Raw genomic sequence first — 17,523 nt, 5'->3', positions numbered from 1 at the left:
TCGTGAAAATATATTTGACTGGCCAGGATAATTTTGGTAATCGTGGGTGTGAGGCTTTGGTGCGCTCCAATGCCATGCTACTCCGAGAGGCACGCCCTGATGCAGAGATTCTCGTACCGTCGCACGATATTGAGCGTGATAAGAATCAATGGCGTTCGGCGAGCCGCGACGGTATTCGGTTTGTTAATGCGATTCCAGTCCATAAAAATTTAAAATGGCGTGGGCGGCTGGCCAATCGCTTTGACTTTTTGAAGTCCTGGCGTTGGCCCCAGCCTAACCTCGGCCATCCCTATGCAAGAGATATTGCATCCGCGGATGCGTTAGTGTCGATCGGCGGGGATAACTACTCCTTGGACTATGGCTTGGTATCACTATTCCACTTCGTGAATGTGGCCGAGTTCGCCTTGAGATCCGAAAAGCCGTGTGCGCTTTGGGCCGCTTCGGTCGGTCCTTTTGATAAAGAACCACGCGTGGTGCAGCAAGTGGTCGAACATCTTCAGCGTTTGTCTCTTGTTTCTGTGCGTGAAACAAATAGCTATGATTATCTTCGTGGTAAGGGATTGCATAGCAATCTGATTCAAGTGGCGGATTCAGCATTCGCGCTTAAGCCGGAGCCGTTTGATGTATCTTCCTTTTGGCCAAAAACCGACAAGCCAGTCGTCGGGTTGAATGTCAGCCCCCTTATCCAAAAGTACCGTGCGCGCGGCGAGGACCCGGTTGTACTCAGGAACGAAGTCGTTCGGTTCGTTCAGCACGCAATGGGACAGGGTTATCACGTACTGCTTGTTCCGCATGTGGTTCCGCTTGACGGCAGGGTTTTCAATAACGACGAAATCTATATGCGGGAGATCTTGGCTGAGTTTTCCCCCCCAGATTCTGTCAGCATGCCGCCATCTGGTCTTAATGCATCCCAACTAAAATACGTTATCTCGCTGTGTCGTTTTTTTATCGGCGCGAGGACTCACGCGACCATTGCTGCATTTTCCAGCTCTGTACCCACAATCTCGATCGCTTATAGTATCAAGGCAAAGGGGATCAACAATGACCTTTTTGGCCATTGCCGCTATGTTTTGGAAACCCCTGACGTTGGTGAATCAAGCTTGAAGGGCGCATTGGCATTGCTTGAGTCCGAAGAGTCCCAGATTCGAGCGGCGCTCGATCAGCAAGTGCCCAAAATGCGCGAGAAGGCACGCGAAGGCATTCAGCATTTCATGAGATTGTTGTGATGGTTGCTTCTCCTTATATCTCGATACTGATCAAAGCGCTTAATGAAGAAGATTGCATTGGTGAGTGCTTGGATTCCGTGATGCGTGAATCCTCTGGCCTGAATTGTGAAATAATTCTTGCAGATAGCCTATCCACCGATAGTACGGTCGAGATAGCGAGGCGATATCCAATCAAGATCGTTCAATTTGAGCGGAAGCAGGATCGCAGCGCTGGAGCTGCTGCCCAGTTGGCTTATCAGCATGCTCAGGGACAGCTGATCTACATGCTGGACGGGGATATGGTGATGCAGCCCGGGTTTTTACGTGAAGCAGTTCAAACGCTGGAACAGGACCAAGGCCTAGCAGGTGTGGGAGGAGTTCTCTCGGACTCGCGAGTGAACAACATGTTTGACAGACATCGTGTGAAAACAAGGCCTTCTGCGCGCCCTGGTGAGGTGCCATGGCTAAACGGAGGGGGGTTGTACCGAAAAGCTGCGGTCGACGGTGTCGGTTATTTTTCCCATCGGTTCTTGCCGGCGTATGAGGAAGCAGAATTGGGTATGCGCTTGCGCAAGACTGGCTGGCGCCTGTGGCGCTTGGCGCGGCCTGGTGTATCTCATACTGGCCACGATGAATCGACAGGTGGGTTGTTGATGCGCCATTGGCGTAACGGATATGCCCACGCTTCGGCGATGTTGCTAAAGGGTGCGATGCGAGGCGGTTATCTTCGCGATGCGATTCGGATTAACCGTGAGCCGCTGCTTGTAATCGGGTTGTTTTTGTTATCGCTCTTTGCTCTTATCGATGCGAGAGTATTGCTGTACACCGGTGCGATATGGTTCGGTCTTTTCTTGATGCTTCTGTTTAAGAAAAGAGATTTGGGTGACGCCGCCTTTTCCTTCATGCACTGGCACTATCGAACTTTGGGTTTGCTGGTCGGCCTGTTCAAGCATGTGGACGACCCCAGGCTGGCGATTCCGAGCAAGGTGATTCAACAGGGCTGATACGATGCTTTTTTTATTTAGAGTTTCTCATTGGCTTTATCGTTGGCATATTCCGTTTTTGCCGGCTTTAATTCGTCATGTGAATAGGGTTTTGTTTTCAGTGGTGCTTCCCCCCTCGGTCGAAGTGGGGAAAGGTGTGATCTTTGGTTACCAAGGATTGGGTATTGTCGTTCATCGACGAGCCAAGATCGGAAATCGCGTGGTTATTGCGCCAAACGTTACAATTGGCGGGCGGTCTGAGTTTAAAGAGGTGCCAGTCATTTCAGACGATGTGTTGATTGGAGCTGGTGCGAAAATTCTCGGACCAGTTACAATCGGTAAGGGCGCTAAAATCGGTGCAAATGCAGTCGTATTATCCGATGTGCCTGCGGGGGCTCTAGCTGTTGGCGTGCCCGCTCGCATCCTGATGCCAGGTGCTTCGAAGGCCATCCCGCATGATTAATTATCTGCGATTTAGATTGATAGACTTATTGAGGGGAACACGGTCCTTTCGTCTATATCGTGAACTGTCGGTTTCCCAGTTCAAGTCCCAAGCTGAAGTTGCTTCCGAGAACAACTTCAGGAAAATCGCTTTGCTGAAGTTGGCTGCTGCAAATGCTGCTGTGTTTCAGGGGATGGATTCCACCGACCTTGTATCTTGGCCGAAGATGGACAAGGATACCGTGCGATCTGATCCGCAAGGATTTATCAACAAAAACTACCGTGGGCGGCGCTTTCTGAAGAAAACAAGCGGCTCGACCGGTGCACCCTTCCAGTTTGAATCTTCAGAATTGGCCCAATCGTATCTTTGGGCTTGCATCTATCTTGCGTGGAGCGCAGCCGGATACCGCTTAGGTCAGCCCGTGGCATTTCTTGCTGGGGCGGCGCTTTTTTCCAATACGTGGAAGCATAAACTGTTTTATCGGTTGATGAACGTTTATCCGCTGTCTGCAATGGGTATGAATGATGACGCCATCAAAGACCATTGCGAAAAGCTGGTGCGCAAGAAGATCAAGGTGCTTTACGGTTATTCGACTGCGTTGCACACCATGGCACAGTATGTTCTGCAAAACCCCAAGGCGGTCAACGATCATTCATTGATTGCCGTAATGTCCACGTCTGAAAATCTTTCAATGATTGCGAAGCGTGATATACAAAATGCTTTTGGCGTTCGAGTTTTTAATCAGTACGGCTGCAATGATGCGGGAATTTCTGCCTTTGAATGTGAGGCTGGCGAAGGGTTGCACATTGTTTGGGATCGTTGTTTTGCTGAGATAGATGCGGATGGGCATCTGCGTGGAACCGATTTTGCCAATGTCGCCAGTTTCTTCATCCGATACGACACTGGGGATCTTGCTACCTTGAGTCATGAGCCCTGTAAATGCGGGAGAGCGTGGCCACGCATCACTGAGTTCTCAGGCCGGGCAAATGATCTTGTAATCGATCTTGCGGGAAAAAAATTTCCCGGGGCTTATTTCTCCAATTTGTTCATTGGAAGCGGAGTTAAAGGCTTCCAGGTCCACTTTGATGAGTGTCGAATAAAAATATTGTTTGACAATCAAGGCCAGCCATTTGAGGCGACCCGTTTACTTGATAGACTAAAACGTGACATGTCGTTTGAGCACTACAGCATTGTCGAAGCGCCTTTTGTCGTTCAAGCGAATGGAAAAAGACGATACGTCATAAAAATGGAAGCAGTAGAATGAAGGCGCGGCGCGTGCTGATGATAGGCCCTTCTCCTGATGCGCAAGGAGGTATGGCGACTTGGGCGAAAAGTGCTCAAATGGCCGGTCTATTCGAACGCCTTGAAGTGGATTATTTCGCTAGCCACGTTGACGCGGGAAAGCTAAAAAAATTGATCCAAGCAGCAAAAGCATACGCGTACGTGCTTTATTTAGTTATTTGTGAAAAAACGCTGGTCGTTCATTTTCACGTGGCCACGGGCATAAGTTGGTGGCGTAAATGGGGCATGATCCGTCTTCTTCAGGCCTTTTCCGTTCCATATGTACTTCATTTACATGGTGGTACTTTCAAAGAGTTCTACACCAGGCATCAACGCCGTCTTACTGGTAGAGAGCTGGTGCGGGCCTTTGAAAAAGCAGATGCTGTATTGGCGCTGAGTCCTGATTGGGTTGAGTGGGTAGGTTCGATCGCTCCTCGTGCACGATGCATTTCAGTCCCAAATGCAGTCGTGATTCCCCCGAGTCCGACAGCTAGCTCTTCGTTCAAGCGCTGCCTGTATCTAGGCCGTATTTCCAAACCCAAGGGTTTGGAGGAGCTATTGATCGCCGCACAATGTGTCCTGAAATCACACCCCGATTTCGTCTTGGAGTTGGGCGGAGTGGGTGATGAGGATTGGGCTCGTGAGCTTATAAGTCGGCTTGGTATCGAATCCTCTGTTCATTTGCTGGGTTGGCTTGCAGGGCAAGAAAAGGAAAGCGCACTTGCTCGCTGCGATATGCTGGTTTTACCTTCGCATAAAGAGGCGTTGCCATTTGTTATCCTTGAGGCGATGGCACGGGCCAAACTGGTAATTGCTTCTGACGTAGGCAGCATCCGCTGGGTTTTGTCCGATGGCGAAGCGGGCCTGCTCGTCCCTGCGCGAGCTACAGATGAGCTGGCGAGTGCGTTAACTTGGGCAATGGATCACGCCGAACAAGCTTTTCGATTGGCTGAGGCGGGCTATATGCGTGCCCAATCGGAATTTTCTTTTGATCATATGGAAGCACAGCTTGAGGCCATTTATGAAAACCACGTGGCGTAAAAAGTGGTTGCTGTTGGCCACGTGCTTTATCAGTGCTACAGCAAGTTCTGCCCCTCCGTTTTCTTTCTCGCTGACGAGCGGGGAGGAAGTGCAGAACCCCCCCATTTTTCAATGGGTCAGTGATAGCCCTGTTCTTTTCCGGTTGGTCGAAAATGGTAGCGTCGTGAGTGAACTTGAATTGAACTCCTCCTATTGGATTCCCAATGCGCCATTAAAACCTGGCCAGTATTGTGCCTCGGCTCGACCCAAAAACGGTGGGGCAGCCATACAGCGGTGTTTCCAGATTAAAGCAGATAGTCCAAAAGTTGAGGCCTTCTCGCAAAAGGATGTGCTCCATACCGGTCTTCAGCGCCCCTATATCATGGACGGCTTTGCTATGAGTATCTTAGCAAGAGATGGTACAGACAGTGCTGCAAGAAAGAAAAAGATTTGGGAGCTTTCTCGAGCATATGAACGGGTTTCAGCAAGCACGGCAGGCGTGTCTACAGCTACGGCACAATCGGCTCCTGCAATGTTGGAGCATATTGAAGCTATAAAAAAATGGTCGGATCGAGCAACGTATGCTTCTAACCTTTGGTATTTTACTAATAACAGCCAATACAAGTCTGAATTGTCAGATCAAATAGATGCTGTTCTTTCCAATTGCTCATCAATCTCCACATCTTTGACGGATGGGCGTTCTGCTCGGACGTTTCTGTGGGCACTCGCTTACGCGTATGATTTCGTTGGTTATAGCCAAAGCAATGCGGCAGAGTGGGCAACTTGTATCGAGAAAGTCGCTCGAAACTCGGCGATTAATGCCGACAAATGGGAGGGTCGGCCACTCGAAACCGCGACAGAATATAATTCCTATGTGAATGCAATAGCGGCTGCTTTGATTATTTACAATCGTTCGGCATGGGCGAAACAGTATGTGGCTGCAAACCTAAGGCGGGCGGTATATGCGGGGAACCCTTACTGGAATGCCGATGGCGGCTATGAGAGTGGCGGCGCTTATGAGCAGTGGACTATTGTCAACAGTGTTTATGCGCTACGTGTGATTGAGCAGACTACAAAGTATAATCCTTTTAATCATGTTTGGTTTCGGGCAGCGCCTCGTTATTTTTCATACATGATAAGACCCAATGCCCCCACTTCACTCTTTGGTGATGGGCATGAAAGCCCGGTAGGAAAGCATTATGGTGCACTACTTGCGGACTTTGTCGATGTGCCCGCATCAAAATGGTATCGCCAATTAATCGGTAACGACGAGGTGCCGGTCCTAGATTACCTAGCCCATTCGCAGTTTAAAGTAGAGGGTGCAGGTTGGACTCCTGCTAATTCAGCTTATTTTCCGCAGTCCGGTATGTTGGGATGGTATGAGGATGCAAATTCACTGGACAGCATGGCTGTTTACGTTAGGACCCGTTATGGCAAGCTTCAAGGTCATGCTCACGCGGATCTTGGTGCGTTCGTTGTTCATAATGGCAACAAAGCATTGCTGGTCAATTCTGGCCGTTATGATTGGTACGGTTCTGCGCAATGGAAAAATTATTATCAACAGTCTGTTTCACACAGTTTACCGACTTATGGCGGTGGTAAAGGACAGTCTTCGCCCAAGGTGGCGAGTGATGCAGTTGTTCAACGTGGAGTGGGTAAGGACTATGGCTTTGTTACGCTAGATTTGTCGCAAGGTTTTGCAGCTCCAGTCAAAGCTGCTACGAGAACGGTGGTTTATCTCAAGCCCTCATTACTCTTGGTAGTCGATAAGCTCCTCGCAGACACACCTTTGGCATGGGAGTGGAATCTACATCCAACGAAGAAATTAGTACAACTGGGCAATCGCGCGTGGGCTAACGATCAGCTTTGTGTTTACGAACTTGAAGGAAATGATCTGGCCTATCAAACCGGTATTAATACAAGCTACTACAAGGGAATGCCGGTAGGGGCCCTACAGCCGTGGCATACGGCTTGGAAATCGCGCACTCCTACAAAAGAACAGGTAATGGCATTTTTAATTGATTTGTCCTGCAATAAGACTAAATGGCCAGTGGGTTTATCCTACAAGCGTAGAGAAGACATCATGTTAAGTGTTCATGGAAGAAATGTCGAAATTGGAGCAAATGGTGATGTCCGTGTCAGTCAATAAATTCCAGCGTCTGACTGTGCTGGGCTGCGAGGTCGACAACCTGTCGATGGCCGAAACGCTGGATCGCATCGGCGAGCTGATCGCCAGCGGCCTGCCCAACCAGCACGTCGTGATCAACGCCGACAAGGTGGTGAAGGCGCATGCCGATCCGGAACTGAAACAGATCATCAACAACTGCGCGCTGATCAACGCCGACGGCATGCCGGTGGTGTGGGCGTCCAAGCTGCTTGGCACGCCGCTCAAGGAGCGCGTCGCCGGCGTCGATCTGTTCGAGAACCTGATGCGGGCCTCGGCCGAGCGCGGCTGGCGCGTGTATTTCCTCGGCGCCAAGGAAGACGTGGTCAAGGGCGTGGTCGACAAGTTCACCACCGCCTACCCGGCGCTACAGGTGGCCGGCTACCGCAACGGTTACTGGAAGGCGGATGAAGAGCAGGGCGTGGTCGATGCAATCACCGCCAGCAAGACGGACCTTTTGTTCGTCGCCATCAGCTCGCCCAAGAAGGAACAGTTCCTCGGGCGTTACCAGGTGCAGATGAAGGTGCCCTTCGCCATGGGCGTCGGTGGCACTTTCGACGTGATGGTCGGCAAGACCACGCGCGCGCCGGTCTGGATGCAAAAGACCGGTTTTGAATGGTTCTACCGCTTCCTGCAGGAGCCGCGCCGCATGTTCCGGCGCTACTTCGTCGAGGACATGTATTTCTTCGTACTGCTGGCCCGCGCGATGCTGGCCCGCTTCACAGGTAAGACGACATGAAAGTACTCGTGGTATTCGGCACGCGCCCCGAGGCCATCAAGATGGCCCCGGTGGTGGAAAGCCTCAAGTCGGACGCACGCTTCGAGACCCGCGTCTGCGTCACCGCCCAGCATCGCCAGATGCTCGATCAGGTGTTGGAGCTCTTTGCGATCCAACCCGATTTCGATCTGGACCTGATGCAGCCCGGCCAGGATCTCACCGATGTGACTAGCCGCGTGCTGGCCGGCCTGCGCGATGTGTTCGGCCAATGGCGGCCGGACATCGTGCTGGTGCACGGCGACACGACGACGACCATGGCGACGAGCCTTGCCGCCTTCTACCAGCGCATCGCCGTTGGCCATGTTGAAGCCGGCCTGCGCACGGGCAATATCTACTCGCCGTGGCCCGAAGAGATGAACCGCAGAATCGCCGGTTCCATCAGCGCGCTGCACTTCGCCCCGACCGAGACGGCGCGCGACAACCTGCTGCGCGAGAACGTCGACCCTGCCAACGTCCATGTCACTGGCAACACGGTGATCGATGCCTTGCTCAAGGTTGAGGCACGGCTGAAGCAGGATGCGCTGCTGGCCGACAAGATGGCGACGCGCTTTGCCTTTCTGAACGAAGGCAAGCGGCTGATCCTGGTCACTGGCCATCGCCGCGAGAATTTCGGCGGCGGTTTCGAAAACATCTGCGCGGCGCTGGGCGAACTCGCCGATCGGCCAGACGTGGAAATCGTCTACCCGGTGCACCTGAACCCCAATGTGCAGGAGCCGGTGCGGCGCATCCTGGCGGGGCGCAGCAACGTGCACCTGATCGATCCGCTCGATTACCTGCCCTTCGTTTACCTGATGACGCGTGCTGCGCTGATCCTCACCGACAGCGGCGGCATCCAGGAAGAAGCGCCGTCGCTGGGCAAGCCGGTGCTGGTGATGCGCGATACCACCGAACGCCCAGAGGCGGTTGCTGCCGGTACGGTGAAGCTGGTCGGCACCGATCGTGCGCTGATCGCGACAGAAGCGGCGCGCCTGCTCGACGACGCAGCGGCCTACGCCGCGATGAGTCAGGCCCATAACCCTTACGGCGACGGCCTGGCCGCGCGCCGCATCAACGACATCCTTGCCAACTGGAGCATCTAGAACATGTACAAGTATCAAACCGTTGCCATGATCGGCCTGGGTTACATCGGCCTGCCGACCGCGACTGTGCTCGCCAGCCGTGGTGTCAAGGTGATCGGCGTCGACGTGAACCAGCATGCCGTCGATACCATCAATCGTGGCCAGATCCATATCGTCGAGCCGGATCTCGATGGCCTGGTGCACCACGTGGTGAAGGAAGGCAATCTCGTTGCCCACACCAGCCCGAAGGAGGCCGACGCCTTCATCATCGCCGTGCCGACGCCGTTCAAGGACGGCCACAAGCCGGATCTGTCGTATATCGAAGCGGCCGCCCGCTCGATCGCGCCGGTGCTGCAAAAGGGCAACCTGGTGATCCTGGAATCGACCTCGCCGGTGGGCGCCACCGAGCAACTGGCCGAATGGCTGGCCGAATACCGCGCTGACCTCAGTTTTCCGCAGCAGGCGGGCGAGAGTGCTGACATCCAGCTGGCGTACTGCCCGGAGCGCGTGCTGCCGGGCCACGTGCTGCGCGAGCTGGTGGAGAACGATCGCATCGTCGGCGGCATGACGCCGCGCGCTGCCGAGATGGCGGCCGATTTGTACCAGATCTTCGTGCGCGGCGAGTGCCTGCTGACCGACAGCCGCACCGCCGAAATGGCCAAGCTCACCGAGAACTCGTTCCGCGACGTGAACATCGCCTTCGCCAACGAGCTCTCCATCATCAGTGACAAGCTGGGCATCAATGTGTGGGAGCTGATCCAGCTCGCCAACCGCCACCCGCGCGTCAACATCCTGCAACCGGGCCCAGGTGTGGGCGGCCACTGCATCGCGGTCGACCCGTGGTTCATCGTCGATTCGGCGCCGAAGGAAGCCCGCATCATCCGCACCGCGCGCGAAGTGAACGACGGCAAGCCGCACCACGTGATCGACCAGGTGGCGCGTGCCGCCGATCGTTTCAAGAACCCGGTGATCGCGTGCCTCGGGCTAGCGTTCAAGGCCAATATCGACGATCTGCGCGAAAGCCCGGCGATGGACATCGTTGCCGATCTGGCCGAGCGCAACCTCGGTCGCCTGCTGGTGGCCGAGCCGCATATCGACAAGCTGCCCAACAAGCTTGAAGGCAAGGTCGAGTTCGTCAATGCCGATGCCGCGGTGGAGGCGGCCGACATCGTATTGCTGCTGGTCGATCACAAGCAGTTCAAGCGCGTGCGCCAGGAAAAGCTGCAGACCCGCGTGGTGATCGATACCCGCGGCTTCTTCTGGTCGCGCTGAGCGTCAATCTGCCGGATCGCGCCAAGCAGCTCGATAGGTCGGGCTGGAATTGAACGATTCCAGTCCGATTGCTTAATTGGCGTGGCGAGTCGTTGTTTCGGTAGCCATTGCTGATAAGTGGATTCTGATAAAGCCGGTGCTGAATTTTCGGCTTGCCCTCATTGGTTTTTTAAAGAAAGGGCTTTCAAATCATCCGCAATGGCGCGATTGCGTTTTTCGGGTCTACCGAATATCCGCGATGACTGGCGTTGTGGTGAATGGGGAATTGAATTTCCCAAATGCACACCGCAAAAAAAGCCCCGGGTTGCCCCGGGGCTTTCTACTACAAGGGAGTGTGTATTGCGTAAGCCTGATTAGCCCTTGTGCTTGCGGCGGCGCGCAGCGATCAGGCCAACGAGACCCAGGCCCATCAGGGCATAGGTCTCGGGTTCCGGAACCGGAGACACGGCCGAGGTGATCGTGTACTGGCCACCGAGGACACCGGTCAGCAGACCGGTTACCTTGTAGTAGTAATTGCCAGCAGCGAGGTTGGAGAAGGTGTGGGTGGCGTCGCCAGTGGTACCATCGTACAGATGGGTGCCCACCAGGGCATCCGGCGTCACGTCGAAGAAGCTGCCTGAGTACAGATCGAGCTTGCCGGCGGAAATACGCAACACGCTGCCCAGATTGCTGGCGACGGTATTGCTCCACAGGTGCGATGTGCTGGGCAGGGTGAACGTAAAGTAGTCCTGGAAGATCAGACCCGTTTCCAGCTGGTTATGACGCACGGTTTCGAATTCCGTGGCGTCATGGATGTCCCAGTCGATGACCTGAGCCTGGGCGCCGGCTGCGAGCAGCGAAAGACCGGCAATAAGCGATTTCATCTTGCTAAGTTGCATTGTGAACTCCTTTCGATTGAATTGCATTGAGCGCTGGTTTCCCGTTCTGATGACCGGATGGGCCAGCTAACATATATTATTTTACGTATTGGAAATATGTGAATTGATTGCTGTAAGACAGATGGACGGCGGTAATTGGGAGGATAGTTAGTGCAACTAAACGAGAAGTGGCGCACAGATTTCCACACGGGCTAGTTGCACTGGTATGAAATAACCAGTTTTTGGCCCGCAACCTGCTGAAATCACAGCACACATTTTTCTAATGAAGGGGGTCGTGGCAATAGGCGTCTCCTGTCTTTTTGCGCGGTCTATGTGGCCGGCAGGCCCGGAACAGCGGTCGCTAGCGGCAGGCCTTGTCGACCCATACTGCGATCACGCAATGCGGCGTGCTGGATCACGTGACCACAGTCACGTCGCGATCTCGGACGGTACTGGTCTGGCTACGCGGCTTAAGTCACTGCAAGCAGCTGGCAATGCTTCAGCGCCTGCGCCAACGGCCGTACGCTACGGCAAGGGCGCCCACGACCAGCAGCAGCAGCCGTGCGGAATCGCTGGCATCATCAGCAACCTGCTGCTCGAAACCGGTGGCAGGGGTCAGGCTCACCGGTAGCCGCACGCTCCAGCCCGAGCTGCTCGGATCGGTTTGATTGCTGCGTTGCAAAAAAGTGGAATTTGTGCCAGTCAAGGCCGCGGGACTGGTATAGCCGAGCAGCTCAGCGTGAGCGTGGCCGGCGATTAGCAGCGTTACGGCGAAGACGGCATGTACAAGGCGCATGACTGACCTCCGGTGACTTATGCTGCAATGCAATATATCCGTCTTGCACAAAACCATCAATTGCTTTCTTTGAGCTTGCTGATGAATGGACAAATTTACCTGACTAATGACAGCGAGCACGATGCCGTGTGGACGTGGGATCTGTTCTGTCGCGTTGTCGACAACTACGGCGACGCCGGCGTGTGCTGGCGCCTGGCGCGCGATCTGGCGGCGCGCGGCCAGCGCGTACGGCTGTGGATCGACGAGCTACATGCCTTGGCGCGCATCTGGCCGCAGATCGATGCGACGCGTATCCGGCAGCAGGTGGCCGGGGTTGAGGTTGCGCACTGGGAGGCGGCAAGCTCGGCGGAGCCGGGCGACGTGGTGATCGAGGCTTTCGCCTGCGATTTGCCCGCAGGCTGGCCTGCCCGCATGCGCCAGCGGCAACCCGTGCCGGTCTGGCTCAATCTCGAATACCTTTCCGCCGAAGATTGGGTGCAGGGTTGCCATGGACTCGCTTCTCCGCGAGAGGGCATGGCCAAGTATTTCTTCTTTCCTGGCTTCGAGCGAGGGACCGGCGGATTGCTGGCTGAACCTGGCCTGGCCGGGCGGCGTGCTGCGTGGGCTGCGGCTGAGGCGGCGCAATGGCGCTCGGCGCAGGGCGCACCGCTTGCCGATGTGTACATATCGCTTTTTGCCTACGAGGTTCCAGCGACACTCGTCGACGCGTGGCTGCACGGCCCCCTTGAGGTGTGCTGCCTGGTTCCGGCGGGCCGGGCGCTGCGGCAGTTGTGCGATCTGCTGCAACTGCCTTTGCCCCAGACCGGGAGCTGCGTGAAACGAGGGCCGCTGACCGTGCTCACATTGCCCTTCCTGCGACAGGACGAATACGACCACCTGCTGTGGAGTTGCGATCTCAATCTCGTACGTGGCGAGGACAGCTTCGTGCGCGCCCAATGGGCGGCGCTGCCCATGGCCTGGCAGATCTATCGCCAGGAGGAGGACGCTCATCTCGTCAAGCTCGATGCCTTTCTCGGTCGCTATTGCGCAGGGCTGCCCGAGGACCTGACCGCTCCGCTCCGTCGCTTCTGGCTGGCGTTCAACGGCGCGGGCCAGCTCGATTGGCCCGGTTTTGCCGGCACGCTGGCCGCGCAGGGGCCCCATGCCCGGCGCTGGGCCGCCCATCTGCACGAACAGGGCGACCTGGTGACCAATCTGGTCAGCTTCGCCCGGAGCAAGTTACAATAGCGAGTTTTTGAATTTATCCATCGCAACCCCGCTGTAACAGGAATTCGCATGAAAACCGCACAGGAACTCCGTTCGGGCAACGTGATTCTGGTCGATGGCCAGCCGCTCGTGGTCCAGAAAACCGAATACAACAAGTCCGGCCGCAATGCTGCGGTCGTGAAGATGAAGATGAAGAACCTGCTGACGGACGCTCCGTCGGAGTCGGTCTACAAGGCCGATGACAAGTTCGAAGTCGTCGTGCTCGAGAAGCGCGAGTGCACCTACTCCTACTTCGCTGATCCGATGTATGTGTTCATGGATGGCGAGTACAACCAGTACGAAGTCGAAGCCGAAAATGTCGGCGATGCCGTGGCCTTCATCGTCGATGGCATGGAAGATCATTGCGAAGTGACGTTCTATGACGGCAAGGCGATCTCGGTTGAACTGCCGACCACCATCGTGCGCGAAGTGGAATACACCGAGCCGGCCGTGCGTGGCGACACCTCGGGCAAGGTGATGAAGCCTGCTAAGCTCAAGGGCACTGAAACCCAGATCCAGGTTGCGGCCTTCATCGAGATCGGCGACCAGATCGAAATCGATACCCGCACCGGCGAATTCAAGAAGCGCGCTTCCTGATTCTCGATGTAATAACAAAAAAGCCGCTCGACGAGCGGCTTTTTTGTTAGCCGCCCCCTACACAAGGCGGGGTATATGCGAGCCTGAATCCAGAAGGGCCTGACGAGGGGGCCGCCAAGGGGTTAAAGGACTACGCGCTGGGCTACATTCTCATTGACATCAAGTATTTGCCGCAGATGCCCGACAAAACCTCACGAAGCTGCCTGTTCGTGGCGATCGACCGGGCGACGCGCTGGGTATATTCCTGCGCATCTATCCCGACCTATCCGAAGCCCGCAGCGTTGACTTCCTGCGGTGGCTATCCAAAGCTTCACCCATCAAGATCGAAAAACTGTTCACTGATAACGACAGCCAGTTTACCGACCGCTTCACCAGCAAAGCCAAGATGCCGAATGGCCAGCATGTGTTTGGCCGCCAATGCGCCGCACTGGGCATCCAGAATCGATTGATCCCGCCACGTACGCCGCAAATGAACGGGATGGTCGAATGTTTCAACGGCCGGATCAGCGAACTGGTGAAGCAAACGCGCTTTGCCTGTGCGGCAGAGCTGGCGAGGGCACGCCAAGGTGACCTGCAGGCCTACAACCACCGCATTCCGCAAACGGCCTTGGGCTTGCAGTCACCAGTCGAATTGCTGAAAGTGTGGCAAAAAGAGCGACCGGAATTGTTCAGGAACAAGTCTACAACAGGTGGAACCTGACAGTTAGTTGGCATAGGCCGGCAGCGCGTTGCGGGTGAAACGGAACTGCTTGCTGCCAATTGCGACGGTGATGTTGTCTCCGCTGGTGGCCACGGTCGGTTCAGTTGTTTCCTTGCAACCAATGTCGACCAACATCACGCTTTGCCATTGAGCCGTTGGTGAGGGGATCGACCAAGTCCCGTGATATTGCTGCGTAAAGCTCATTGCCGGATCGACAGGGAAGTTGGCATTCACGCCCAGGGTAGTGAACCGATCTCCTCCGATTTGCTTAATGCAGGCACTTGCTGCGCCATTGACCACCTTGACTGTGCCTGAGGCATCACCGGTCAACTGCGGATTGGTAAGGGTATGGAAGTTCCATTCCCAGCGTACCGGTGTGCTAGCTGCCAGATCGTCGTGGACCAGAACCAGATTCTTACGTAGGTAGACAATGGTGCGACGAGCACGAGTAATCGGAGCGTCGTACGCAGGCGTAGCATCCCCTGTGCTGATCGTGAATTCCCCGGTATCTGCGTAGCCGACGATTGCCCCCGCTGCCGAGTAGTCCGAAGACAAGCCATTGATCGTAATACGTTGTCCTTGGCCGCCGTTATAGGTGATGGCGTTGTGTGCCTTGGTCTGACGGTACCAGCCTTTCGAGTGCGGCGACAGGAAGTAGTCATAGTAGCCACTATCGATGAGCAATGCCTTGCCCTGATCACTCACGACGAAGCTGTTCTGATCTGCGTGGCTGTGGTTGTAAGACCCGAAGGGGCTCGACTTGAAGTGGACCGAAGCACGTTGTGGATCGGTCAGGCTGCTATGCATATACACCGTGCCTGTGTTTTTGAATAATTTGGACAGCTCGGTTACACCGGGCGTGCTCGCGGGGACCGGTACCACTGGCGGTGAAAGCAGGGTCCGCGCGAGGCGAGAGTGCGTCGCCGCAACCGGGTAGACGGTGGCCATCCAGTTGGAAATCTGGCCCGGCAGGCGTGTTGCCCACCAGTAGGCATAGTAAGGAACCTGCGGGCCTTCCACCGTCGTACCGTCACCAAAAGGGGCTTGAGAAGCGCCACCTGCAGGGCGGGAGAACAACTGATACTCCATGCTGTTGCGCAATTTTTGCAACCGATAAGGGTCGACCCCGGTGACTGTGCCCAATGCATCGTAGTAGGGGTACATGTTGTTCAAGTCAAACAGACCGTAGCCGCCGCCATTGCCAAAGCCGCCATCATCGCCGCCGGATGCGTGTAGGAAAGAGTAGGCCATCGGAACATAGCGTGCGAACTTGCCGGCATCAAATTGGGGGTGAATAACGCCGCCACTCATGTCTCCAGCCATAACTGCCGTAGCTGCCGAAAGAGCATACGCACCCACTGCCGCGCTTGAGTCCAGCGGGTAGTGTTCAACCGAACGGTTTGGGCCGATTACACGGTTCTCCAGCTGGCTTGCACGGGTCGCGATGACGTTGATCAGGTAGTCCCTTTCCGACGAAGTCAAATCTGGGTAAAGGTTGTCATAACCCAGTACCAGTGCCCAAAGCAGATTGCGGACCGCGCTGTCATCGCCACTGCCTTGGCCGTCGAGATCTTCCGTGCTCCATGAAGCCAGGTTGAAGGTGCGTGCTTTCAAATCATTCAGTGCTGTTGCAGCTGCGGCTTGTTCAGCAGGCACGGATGAATTCTTTTGCATGCGCCATACCATCGCAGCCATTTCGATCCGGTCTTGTTCAGTGTTCACGGTTTGCGGCAGCTGAATGACCCAGTTTGCGTTGCTCATATCAGCCTGCGGCGGGGCTTTGGCAGGATCGCTTGCTTGAAGCGCGACTTTACGCTTGATTTCGTTCCACACAGCTAGGCGCTGGTTCAGGAACTGAGGGCGCAGTGACTGAAGATAAGTATCCGAAATGATACGCGGGTGGGCCATGCTGCTTACAGCGTTGAACCAGCTCTGATCGGTTGCCACAACGGCAAGCTTTGCGTCGTCGAACAACGGCTTTGCGTCGTCTGTGATCGTGAACGGCCGCCACATCCCAATATCGTCTACGCCTTTCGCGCCGAGCTTCGGGGCCACGACGCGCCAAGCGTAATTGCCAGCGGGGAACTTGGTGCGAGGGAGATACCAGTTGTAGTCGGACCAGAAGCTTTGGACTGAACCATCCGGAAAACGGATTTGGAGCGAGTAGCGAACTGCTTGATTGGGTTGCGTGAACTTGTGGAGCGGCCAAGCGAAGCTCGGGGGATTCTGCGTCACCGTTTCGCGGATAACGGGGCGCGGTTGGGCGATGGCGACGCCGCGCAGACGTTCACTTTCGACCATTTGGTGCATCCAATCGTTGAGGATGGCTGGCTTGGTAGATTCGATGGTGGTGAAAGCGGAGCTGGTCGCCGAAGATTTTCCGGCAGATGCACCGTAGATATTAGCGTTCGTGTCGACGGTATTTGTATTGTCGTTGGTACCTTCTCCACCGCCGCCGCAAGCGGTCAAAGTCGAGACAACAACAATACCCACAATACTTGCAGAAATAGGACGAATCGTGGTCATGGTAATAATCAACTTAAATAGAATTATGAATGGCCCGGCTTGATTCAATGAAAGCCATGGGCATGTGATTCAGTCTATTAATCGACCGATCTATTCCCTGATGTTTATTAGAGTATTAGAATTTTCTTATTCAATGGCCGTAAGACTATCGACCTGAAAGGGAGTTGTGAATCACCGTTTGTCGGTGTTGGTTTTACCGAAACCAGCTGGAAGCGGCGAGTTTACTGGTGGTAAACGCGTAGAGGAGCAGCTTGCTTTCAGGTAAAACAACACAATTTCATTTATTTTATTTAATGCTTTCCGGCTGAATAAGCTGGGCTATTTCTGCAAAATAGAGCCTAATTGTCAATTATCGGAAAGGAGCGGTTTTTACCTTGGAAATTGCGGGCTGCGACAAGAGGCGCATGCCGATATCACTGGCGCACTGCGCGTATTTCGACATTCATCCCGGCGAACCAATCAGGATGGCGAAAGGAAATTCGCCAAGGCGCATGTCAGCGTGAAAAAGAACAATGCGTTGCTGGCAACGCGGTTTTAGCAGGCCACGTCCGCTAATAACCGACGAACGACAATCGCCAGGCACGCTGTCAGGCGCTGAG

Annotated in this window: 14 protein-coding genes and 1 pseudogene; 12 read left to right on the top strand and 3 right to left on the bottom strand. The window is 54.9% G+C overall.

Going from position 1 to position 17,523, the window contains the following annotated elements:
* Positions 1 to 2: 2 nt before the first annotated feature.
* From NLI84_RS07430 to wecC, 9 genes are read left to right on the top strand one after another with little or no spacing between them, the layout of a single operon-like run.
* Positions 3 to 1,226, top strand: coding sequence for a polysaccharide pyruvyl transferase family protein (locus tag NLI84_RS07430; RefSeq protein ID WP_255989306.1), 1,224 nt, complete (start codon positions 3 to 5; stop codon positions 1,224 to 1,226).
* Positions 1,226 to 2,209 (top strand): glycosyltransferase family 2 protein, encoded by a 984-nt coding sequence (locus NLI84_RS07425; RefSeq protein ID WP_255989397.1) that lies wholly within the window; start codon positions 1,226 to 1,228, stop codon positions 2,207 to 2,209. Before NLI84_RS07430 ends, NLI84_RS07425 begins: the two co-directional genes overlap by 1 nt.
* 4 nt (positions 2,210 to 2,213) lie before the next feature.
* Positions 2,214 to 2,651, top strand: coding sequence for a serine O-acetyltransferase (locus tag NLI84_RS07420; RefSeq protein ID WP_255989305.1), 438 nt, complete (start codon positions 2,214 to 2,216; stop codon positions 2,649 to 2,651).
* Positions 2,644 to 3,894, top strand: a complete 1,251-nt coding sequence (locus NLI84_RS07415; RefSeq protein WP_255989304.1) for a phenylacetate--CoA ligase family protein — start codon at positions 2,644 to 2,646, stop codon at positions 3,892 to 3,894. Before NLI84_RS07420 ends, NLI84_RS07415 begins: the two co-directional genes overlap by 8 nt.
* The gene (locus tag NLI84_RS07410; RefSeq protein ID WP_255989303.1) at positions 3,891 to 4,952 is read left to right on the top strand and encodes a glycosyltransferase family 4 protein; all 1,062 of its coding nucleotides are present in this window, start codon (positions 3,891 to 3,893) and stop codon (positions 4,950 to 4,952) included. Before NLI84_RS07415 ends, NLI84_RS07410 begins: the two co-directional genes overlap by 4 nt.
* Positions 4,933 to 7,080 (top strand): heparinase II/III domain-containing protein, encoded by a 2,148-nt coding sequence (locus NLI84_RS07405; protein WP_255989302.1) that lies wholly within the window; start codon positions 4,933 to 4,935, stop codon positions 7,078 to 7,080. Before NLI84_RS07410 ends, NLI84_RS07405 begins: the two co-directional genes overlap by 20 nt.
* A complete protein-coding gene (locus tag NLI84_RS07400) occupies positions 7,061 to 7,834 on the top strand; it encodes a WecB/TagA/CpsF family glycosyltransferase (protein ID WP_255989301.1) in 774 nt (257 codons plus the stop codon). Before NLI84_RS07405 ends, NLI84_RS07400 begins: the two co-directional genes overlap by 20 nt.
* Positions 7,831 to 8,952, top strand: a complete 1,122-nt coding sequence (wecB, locus tag NLI84_RS07395) for a non-hydrolyzing UDP-N-acetylglucosamine 2-epimerase (RefSeq protein ID WP_255989299.1) — start codon at positions 7,831 to 7,833, stop codon at positions 8,950 to 8,952. Before NLI84_RS07400 ends, wecB begins: the two co-directional genes overlap by 4 nt.
* A gap of 3 nt (positions 8,953 to 8,955) precedes the next feature.
* Positions 8,956 to 10,203 (top strand): UDP-N-acetyl-D-mannosamine dehydrogenase, encoded by a 1,248-nt coding sequence (gene wecC / locus NLI84_RS07390; RefSeq protein ID WP_255989298.1) that lies wholly within the window; start codon positions 8,956 to 8,958, stop codon positions 10,201 to 10,203.
* 353 nt (positions 10,204 to 10,556) lie between these two features.
* Here the strand turns inward: wecC and NLI84_RS07385 are convergent.
* Positions 10,557 to 11,042 (bottom strand): annotated as a pseudogene (locus tag NLI84_RS07385) (FxDxF family PEP-CTERM protein); the annotation flags it as partial.
* 517 nt (positions 11,043 to 11,559) lie between these two features.
* Positions 11,560 to 11,856, bottom strand: a complete 297-nt coding sequence (locus NLI84_RS07380; RefSeq protein WP_255989295.1) for a hypothetical protein — start codon at positions 11,854 to 11,856, stop codon at positions 11,560 to 11,562.
* Between the two features lie 81 nt (positions 11,857 to 11,937).
* Here NLI84_RS07380 and earP point away from each other — a divergent pair, with 81 nt between their 5' ends.
* The 3 genes from earP to NLI84_RS07365 all read left to right on the top strand — a co-directional run bounded on the left by earP (position 11,938) and on the right by NLI84_RS07365 (position 14,398).
* On the top strand, positions 11,938 to 13,083 hold the full coding sequence (gene earP / locus NLI84_RS07375) for an elongation factor P maturation arginine rhamnosyltransferase EarP (RefSeq protein WP_255989293.1): 1,146 nt from the start codon (positions 11,938 to 11,940) through the stop codon (positions 13,081 to 13,083).
* A gap of 48 nt (positions 13,084 to 13,131) precedes the next feature.
* Positions 13,132 to 13,698 (top strand): elongation factor P, encoded by a 567-nt coding sequence (gene efp, locus NLI84_RS07370; RefSeq protein WP_255989292.1) that lies wholly within the window; start codon positions 13,132 to 13,134, stop codon positions 13,696 to 13,698.
* A gap of 385 nt (positions 13,699 to 14,083) precedes the next feature.
* The gene (locus NLI84_RS07365; protein ID WP_255989291.1) at positions 14,084 to 14,398 is read left to right on the top strand and encodes an integrase core domain-containing protein; all 315 of its coding nucleotides are present in this window, start codon (positions 14,084 to 14,086) and stop codon (positions 14,396 to 14,398) included.
* A 3-nt stretch (positions 14,399 to 14,401) separates the two neighbouring features.
* Here the strand turns inward: NLI84_RS07365 and NLI84_RS07360 are convergent, their stop codons facing one another.
* Positions 14,402 to 16,924: a heparinase II/III domain-containing protein gene (locus NLI84_RS07360; RefSeq protein WP_255989290.1), complete on the bottom strand. Its 2,523-nt coding sequence runs from the start codon at positions 16,922 to 16,924 to the stop codon at positions 14,402 to 14,404.
* Between the last annotated feature and the right edge of the window lie 599 nt (positions 16,925 to 17,523).

The sequence above is a fragment of the Chitinolyticbacter albus genome (assembly GCF_024437655.1).
Taxonomy (GTDB): Bacteria; Pseudomonadota; Gammaproteobacteria; order Burkholderiales; family Chitinibacteraceae; genus Chitinolyticbacter; species Chitinolyticbacter albus.
The sequence above is the reverse complement of the archived record's forward strand: the minus strand, read 5'-3'. Positions and strand labels throughout refer to the sequence as shown.

Excerpts from the sequence above, each read along its gene's own strand:
- NLI84_RS07425 (WP_255989397.1), top strand. The coding sequence starts at position 1,226 with ATGGTTGCTTCTCCTTATATCTCGATACTGATCAAAGCGCTTAATGAA.
- NLI84_RS07420 (WP_255989305.1), top strand. The coding sequence starts at position 2,214 with ATGCTTTTTTTATTTAGAGTTTCTCATTGGCTTTATCGTTGGCATATT.
- NLI84_RS07415 (WP_255989304.1), top strand. The coding sequence starts at position 2,644 with ATGATTAATTATCTGCGATTTAGATTGATAGACTTATTGAGGGGAACA.
- NLI84_RS07410 (WP_255989303.1), top strand. The coding sequence starts at position 3,891 with ATGAAGGCGCGGCGCGTGCTGATGATAGGCCCTTCTCCTGATGCGCAA.
- NLI84_RS07405 (WP_255989302.1), top strand. The coding sequence starts at position 4,933 with ATGAAAACCACGTGGCGTAAAAAGTGGTTGCTGTTGGCCACGTGCTTT.
- NLI84_RS07400 (WP_255989301.1), top strand. The coding sequence starts at position 7,061 with ATGTCCGTGTCAGTCAATAAATTCCAGCGTCTGACTGTGCTGGGCTGC.
- wecB (WP_255989299.1), top strand. The coding sequence starts at position 7,831 with ATGAAAGTACTCGTGGTATTCGGCACGCGCCCCGAGGCCATCAAGATG.
- wecC (WP_255989298.1), top strand. The coding sequence starts at position 8,956 with ATGTACAAGTATCAAACCGTTGCCATGATCGGCCTGGGTTACATCGGC.
- NLI84_RS07380 (WP_255989295.1), bottom strand. The coding sequence starts at position 11,856 with ATGCGCCTTGTACATGCCGTCTTCGCCGTAACGCTGCTAATCGCCGGC.
- earP (WP_255989293.1), top strand. The coding sequence starts at position 11,938 with ATGAATGGACAAATTTACCTGACTAATGACAGCGAGCACGATGCCGTG.
- efp (WP_255989292.1), top strand. The coding sequence starts at position 13,132 with ATGAAAACCGCACAGGAACTCCGTTCGGGCAACGTGATTCTGGTCGAT.
- NLI84_RS07365 (WP_255989291.1), top strand. The coding sequence starts at position 14,084 with ATGCCGAATGGCCAGCATGTGTTTGGCCGCCAATGCGCCGCACTGGGC.
- NLI84_RS07360 (WP_255989290.1), bottom strand. The coding sequence starts at position 16,924 with ATGACCACGATTCGTCCTATTTCTGCAAGTATTGTGGGTATTGTTGTT.